The sequence below is a fragment of the uncultured Mucilaginibacter sp. genome (assembly GCF_903913935.1).
In the GTDB taxonomy this organism is placed as follows: Bacteria; Bacteroidota; Bacteroidia; order Sphingobacteriales; family Sphingobacteriaceae; genus Mucilaginibacter.
This window is the reverse complement of the sequence record NZ_CAIWNH010000048.1, coordinates 1-5,245: the sequence shown is the minus strand read 5'-3', so window position 1 is coordinate 5,245 and position 5,245 is coordinate 1. Positions and strand designations below refer to the sequence as shown.

General features: G+C 44.2%; 4 protein-coding genes and 1 pseudogene. 1 reads left to right on the top strand and 4 read right to left on the bottom strand.

What is annotated here, in order from left to right:
• Positions 1-278 (top strand): annotated as a pseudogene (locus QZY09_RS01895) (hypothetical protein); the annotation flags it as partial.
• A gap of 130 nt (positions 279-408) precedes the next feature.
• Here the strand turns inward: QZY09_RS01895 and QZY09_RS01890 are convergent.
• The 4 genes from QZY09_RS01890 to mutL all read right to left on the bottom strand — a co-directional run bounded on the left by QZY09_RS01890 (position 409) and on the right by mutL (position 5,095).
• Positions 409-1,524, bottom strand: a complete 1,116-nt coding sequence (locus QZY09_RS01890; RefSeq protein WP_295667473.1) for an endonuclease/exonuclease/phosphatase family protein — start codon at positions 1,522-1,524, stop codon at positions 409-411.
• Positions 1,514-2,380: a rhomboid family intramembrane serine protease gene (locus QZY09_RS01885; protein WP_295667469.1), complete on the bottom strand. Its 867-nt coding sequence runs from the start codon at positions 2,378-2,380 to the stop codon at positions 1,514-1,516. Before QZY09_RS01885 ends, QZY09_RS01890 begins: the two co-directional genes overlap by 11 nt.
• 117 nt (positions 2,381-2,497) lie before the next feature.
• Positions 2,498-3,208, bottom strand: coding sequence for a rhomboid family intramembrane serine protease (locus QZY09_RS01880; protein ID WP_295667466.1), 711 nt, complete (start codon positions 3,206-3,208; stop codon positions 2,498-2,500).
• 33 nt (positions 3,209-3,241) lie between these two features.
• Complete coding sequence (gene mutL / locus QZY09_RS01875; RefSeq protein WP_295667462.1) at positions 3,242-5,095, bottom strand: DNA mismatch repair endonuclease MutL; 1,854 nt, start codon at positions 5,093-5,095, stop codon at positions 3,242-3,244.
• Between the last annotated feature and the right edge of the window lie 150 nt (positions 5,096-5,245).

Sequence of the window (5,245 nt, the reverse complement as noted above, 5' to 3'; positions counted from 1 at the left end):
CCCGCATCTTAAATAAAAGTGTTTTGCTGGATGGTTTATGGACCACCCGCCTGGTAAAGATCGATCTGCACAGCATTATCAAAGCAGAGCAGGGCCAATACAGCAGGTACTTGTTCAACAACCCGGTTTATAACCTGCACTCCAAAGGAACCATCCGCTTTTTTGCCTCGGGTAAAGAAGCCATCTTTTTAACCGATCGCGACGGCCTTGTTTATATCATCGGCTCACATAACGCCAACGAATTTTTAAGGGCGATTAAAGAGGAAATGAAGAAATAAGGCTAAAGTCCGAAGTCTTGAGTCTTGAGTCTTAAGTCAAGGTAATGTGGTCAAAAAGTTGGACAGGTCAATTCTTCAGGTATCAGCCAGGCATTTACAGAAATAACGACTTACGACTTCAGACTCAAGACTAATGACTTAAAATAACATCACTCCTGACCGGGTAATGATCAGATAGCTTTTTTTCGATGATCTGGTAATCCTGGATATCAAATTGGGGCGTAGTCATGATGTAATCGATCTGGAAATTGGGAAAGTCGCCGTTATAGGTGCGGCCAAAGCCGGATCCTTTTTCCCTGAACGCATTTTTTAGCCCTTTTTCCATTTGATTTACCGAAAATGATGCAGGCGTATCATTAAAATCGCCGCTGATGATAAAGGGATACTGGCATTGCAGGCTGTGTTCTTTAACAAGGAACATTTGTTCGGCCCTTTTTTTGAAGGCATTCACCAGTTTGCCTCCCAGTCGCCTGGTTGAATGTATATCCGTTTTGCCTTTTTTTGAAACACTATCCAGGTATTTATAGTCTTCCGGGTCGAAGCCGATAGATTTTAAATGCACACTGTAAAAACGGAAGGGCTTATCATCCTTCACCACATCAACATATAAACATTGGTTTTCGTTATCGCTGTCGGATAAGGTAACAAGGCCCTCATTAGTGATCGGGTATCTTGAAAAGATGGCCATACCGGTCATTTTCCGCGGGTTAACGGTAAAGCTTTTGAAATAAAAATACTTAATATCCAGTATTTTCATAATTGAATCAGTAAAATCAAACGGGCCTTTCCTTGCCGAAAAATACTCCTGGAATCCAACGATATCAGGATGCTGTTGTTTGATCAGCTGCAAGGCTTCGGTACGGGTTGAGGAATCGATTTTCCATCCATAACGCCTGAAGTGATGGACATTATAGGTCATGATCCTGATGGAATTTGGCGGTTTCGGCATCACTGCTTCTTTATTCCCGGCATGGAAATGCAGGTGGTTCAGTAATACGTTGTAACCGCTAAGTATTGAAATAATGGAAAATAAGGCATACCATTTTTTACGGAGCAGCCAATAAATAACCAACAGTACATTGAGCAGCACAAGCAGCGGATAGGCCAGACCAAAAAAAGCAGGGAGTATTATTTTACGCGGATCGGTACCGGGGGCAAGGTAGCTAAGCAGCAGCGCGAGGCAAAGGATAATATTTACCCATAAAAATAGCCTGTCGATAAAGGGAAGCTTGGTATTAGCCTTCATTACTTGCCCTGAATAGTATATCTTTTTCCTGTTTGGACAAGCTATCGTATCCGGAACGGGAAATTTTATCCAAAATCAAATCAATTTCTTCCTGCCTTGGCGCCCCGGATGATCTGCCCGAAGGATTGGAAGAAACTACCCTTAATTTAGGCCTGGGTTTAAACATTTTGGTGATGCCGGCTATCCAGTCGTTCCCTTTTTGCAATTGTTTGATATAGATAAAACCGATCAGCGCGCCGCCCAGGTGAGAGAGTTCGCCGCCGGCGTTGGCGCTGGTAACGCCCAGAAAATCAATAACGATAAAAAACAACACCAGCCATTTCAACTTTACAGGGCCTATGAACATGAGCGAAATGGTATAATCAGGCAACTGGGTAGCGGTGGCGACCATAACAGCCATTACGCCGGCTGAAGCCCCTACCAGTGTGCTGTTATCCGCAACGTGCAATTGGGTGTAAAAAGGGAGCACATTATAACAAAATACAAATAAAAATGCCCCTGCGAAACCGCCCATTAAGTATAAACCAACGGTGCGTTTTTTGCCAAGGAAATCCTCGAATATTTGCCCGAACCAATACAGCCAGAGCATGTTGAAAAGTATATGGAAAATACCCGCATGCATGAACATGTAGGTTAACGGTGTCCAGAAATGCGTAAGCAGTTTGTGTAAGGACGCAGGAAGCAAAAGATACTCAGTCGTTAGGCGGTCTAAATTATGCGAGTTAAAAAAGAGGGTTTCAAATATCGAGGGCACATTAATCAGCAAAAACACAATAATATTGATACCAATAAGCAAATTAAGCTTACTGCCCGAATGGAGCATTTTGAGTTGTATGTCTTTCCAGAGGGTGCTCATGATAGATTAAATGTACTTAAAGATAACCCAAATAATTTAAAAAAGTTGTATCGCGCTATGCATTTTACAAATTATTAACAGTGGTGGTATTTTTGTACCCGAAAAATTTAAAAATGCCTACCTGTACCGCCAAACCTTTATCATAATAAAACCAAGTAATGCGCCACCAAGGTGGGCAAAATGGGCCACATTATCGCCCGAAAACTGGCCGAAACCCGAAATCAACTCGATTATTATATAAATAGGGATAATGTATTTAGCTTTAATAGGAACCGGCACAAACAGCAGCATTAGCTCAAGGTCGGGGTAAAGCATCCCAAAACCCACCAGGACGCCAAAAATTGCTCCGGATGCGCCCACAATCGGTGTAAAAATCCCCGCAACTTTTGCTGCATTAGCGCCATAAAGCATAATATAACTGGCATCGTCAGGCGCAGGCAAAGTAAGAAAACTTCCGGTATAATGCTGCAATTCTATTCCCTGCACGAGCATTTGTAGTAAGCCGGCCCCAATTCCACAAATAAAATACAGGTTAAAAAACTTTTTCGGGCCGATGGCATATTCTAATATAGGCCCGAAGGAAAACAAGGCGAACATATTGAAAAGGATATGTGCCCATCCCCCGTGAATAAACATGTAAGTTAAGATTTGCCACACCTTAAACTTAGGTGAATCGAAATAGAATAAGCCAAAATTGTTAACAACTAACTCCTGGTATTTACTGTCACTTAATATGATAAAAGGAATAAAACAGATCAAGTTAATGATCAACAAATTTTTTACAACCGGTGTTAAATTATCAAAAGGAGATTGCCTTTGTGGACTCATGTTTTTTATGTGTTGAACCCCGCGCCTGCGGGATTATTTTTCAAATCGTTCAGCTAATTCGTTTAATGTAAATGTAGTGATTACCAGTTTACCGTTCAGCGCAAGGTTGGGCATCTGGCAGGCAAAAAGCTGGTCGATCAATAAATTCATTTCCTCTAATGACATCCTCGTGCCCGCTTTCGTTGCAGCATTGCGTGCCAGTGACCGCGCCAGGCTGTCGCGTTTGTCCAGTTTTAAAATCGACTGGTTGTTTTTAAAACCCTCCAGCAATTGCTCCAGGATCTCCGTTTCTGAAGTGTTATTCAAATCCGCCGGAACGCCTTCAACCACTACGGTGTTTTTGCCAAACTCGCGGATATCAAAACCCAGTGCGCGAATATCGGGTAAAAGTTCCTTTAATAACTCAAAATCGCTGCTATTTAGTGTAACCGACTGCGGGAACAGGCTTTGCTGGCTAACACCGGTATGGTTCTCCAGCTGCTGCAAAAAACGTTCGTACAAGATCCGCTCGTGCGCCGCCTGCTGGTTGATCACCATAAAACCCGATTTTATCTGCGACAGAATATAACGGTTATGCACCTGGAAAAGCTGCTGCTCGCTCGGCTTATTCAGGTCCTGGTCGTCAACGGCAATAGTTTTTTGTCCGTGCATTTCGCTTTGCGCGTTTTCTTCCTTCCTGCTGATCTCGTAAAGCGTGTCCCAGTTTTGTGGTATCGGCGTACTGCGGTAATCCGTATTTCTTAAAAAAGGTATTTCGCGTTCTATTTTTTTCTCGGTGGCAAAGGGGTTATAATCAGGGTTAAAGCTGATGGTTGGCGCTACAATTTCATCAAATGGTTTCGGCGTTACCAAATGTTCGATGCTGTTTTCCTGGTCGAAGTCAAGGCTCGGGGTAATATTATACCGGCCCAATGAGCGTTTTACCGCCGACCGGATGATGGCGTAAATGGTTTGTTCGTCCTGGTACTTAATTTCTGTTTTGGTTGGATGAACGTTGATGTCAATTTTGGCCGGGTCGATCTCGATAAACAGTACGTAAAGCGGGTAGGTGTCTTCGGGTAATAATTCCTTAAAAGCCATCAGTACCGCATGGTTCAGGTACGCATCGCGGATAAAGCGGTTGTTCACAAAAAAGAATTGTTCGCCGCGGGTTCTTTTGGCATATTCGGGCTTGCCCACAAAACCGCGCAGTTTAATTACATTGGTGTCTTCTTCAACCGGCACCAAACGCTCGTTATAATTATTACCCAGCAAATGGATGATACGTTGTTTTAAAGTAGCCTGCGGCAGGTGGTAGATCTCTTGCCCGTCGTGGTGCATCGAGAAAAACACCTGCGGGTTGGCCAGCGCCACCCGCTGAAATTCATCGATAATATGCCGCATTTCCACCGGGTTACTTTTTAAAAAGTTGCGCCTGGCGGGGGTATTGTAAAACAGGTTTTTTACGGAGATTGATGTTCCGGTATTGGCCGAACAGGCCTGCTGGCTGACCACTTCAGAACCTTCAATAAGGATAGAGGTGCCCAGTTCATCCTCGTGGCGGCGGGTTTTTAGCTCCACCTGCGCGATGGCGGCGATAGAAGCCATGGCCTCCCCCCTGAAACCCATAGTACGGATAGCGAAAAGATCCTCCGCCTTGCGGATCTTCGAAGTGGCATGCCTTTCAAAACTCATGCGGGCGTCGGTCAGGCTCATGCCGCAGCCATTGTCAATCACCTGGATCAGCATTTTGCCGCCCTCTTTCAGGATCAATTGAATCTTATCGGCTCCGGCGTCCAGCGCGTTCTCCACCAGCTCTTTTACCGCCGAGGCCGGCCGCTGCACTACTTCCCCTGCGGCAATCTGGTTGGCAACGGCATCCGGTAAAAGCTGTATAATATCTGGCATGTTGTAAAATCCCCTTTGTGCCCGCTAAAAAAATGTTTGGTCAGCGGTTTTTCAATTCCGGGCGCTAAATTAAATATTTGATGGCATAAGTTTAGTATAGGTGCATTTAAACTGCAAAGCGGGCAGTCAATCATCAATAACAAAGCAAAT

Coding starts and splice junctions, on each gene's coding strand:
- QZY09_RS01890 (WP_295667473.1), bottom strand. CDS start 1,524: ATGAAGGCTAATACCAAGCTTCCCTTTATCGACAGGCTATTTTTATGG.
- QZY09_RS01885 (WP_295667469.1), bottom strand. CDS start 2,380: ATGAGCACCCTCTGGAAAGACATACAACTCAAAATGCTCCATTCGGGC.
- QZY09_RS01880 (WP_295667466.1), bottom strand. CDS start 3,208: ATGAGTCCACAAAGGCAATCTCCTTTTGATAATTTAACACCGGTTGTA.
- mutL (WP_295667462.1), bottom strand. CDS start 5,095: ATGCCAGATATTATACAGCTTTTACCGGATGCCGTTGCCAACCAGATT.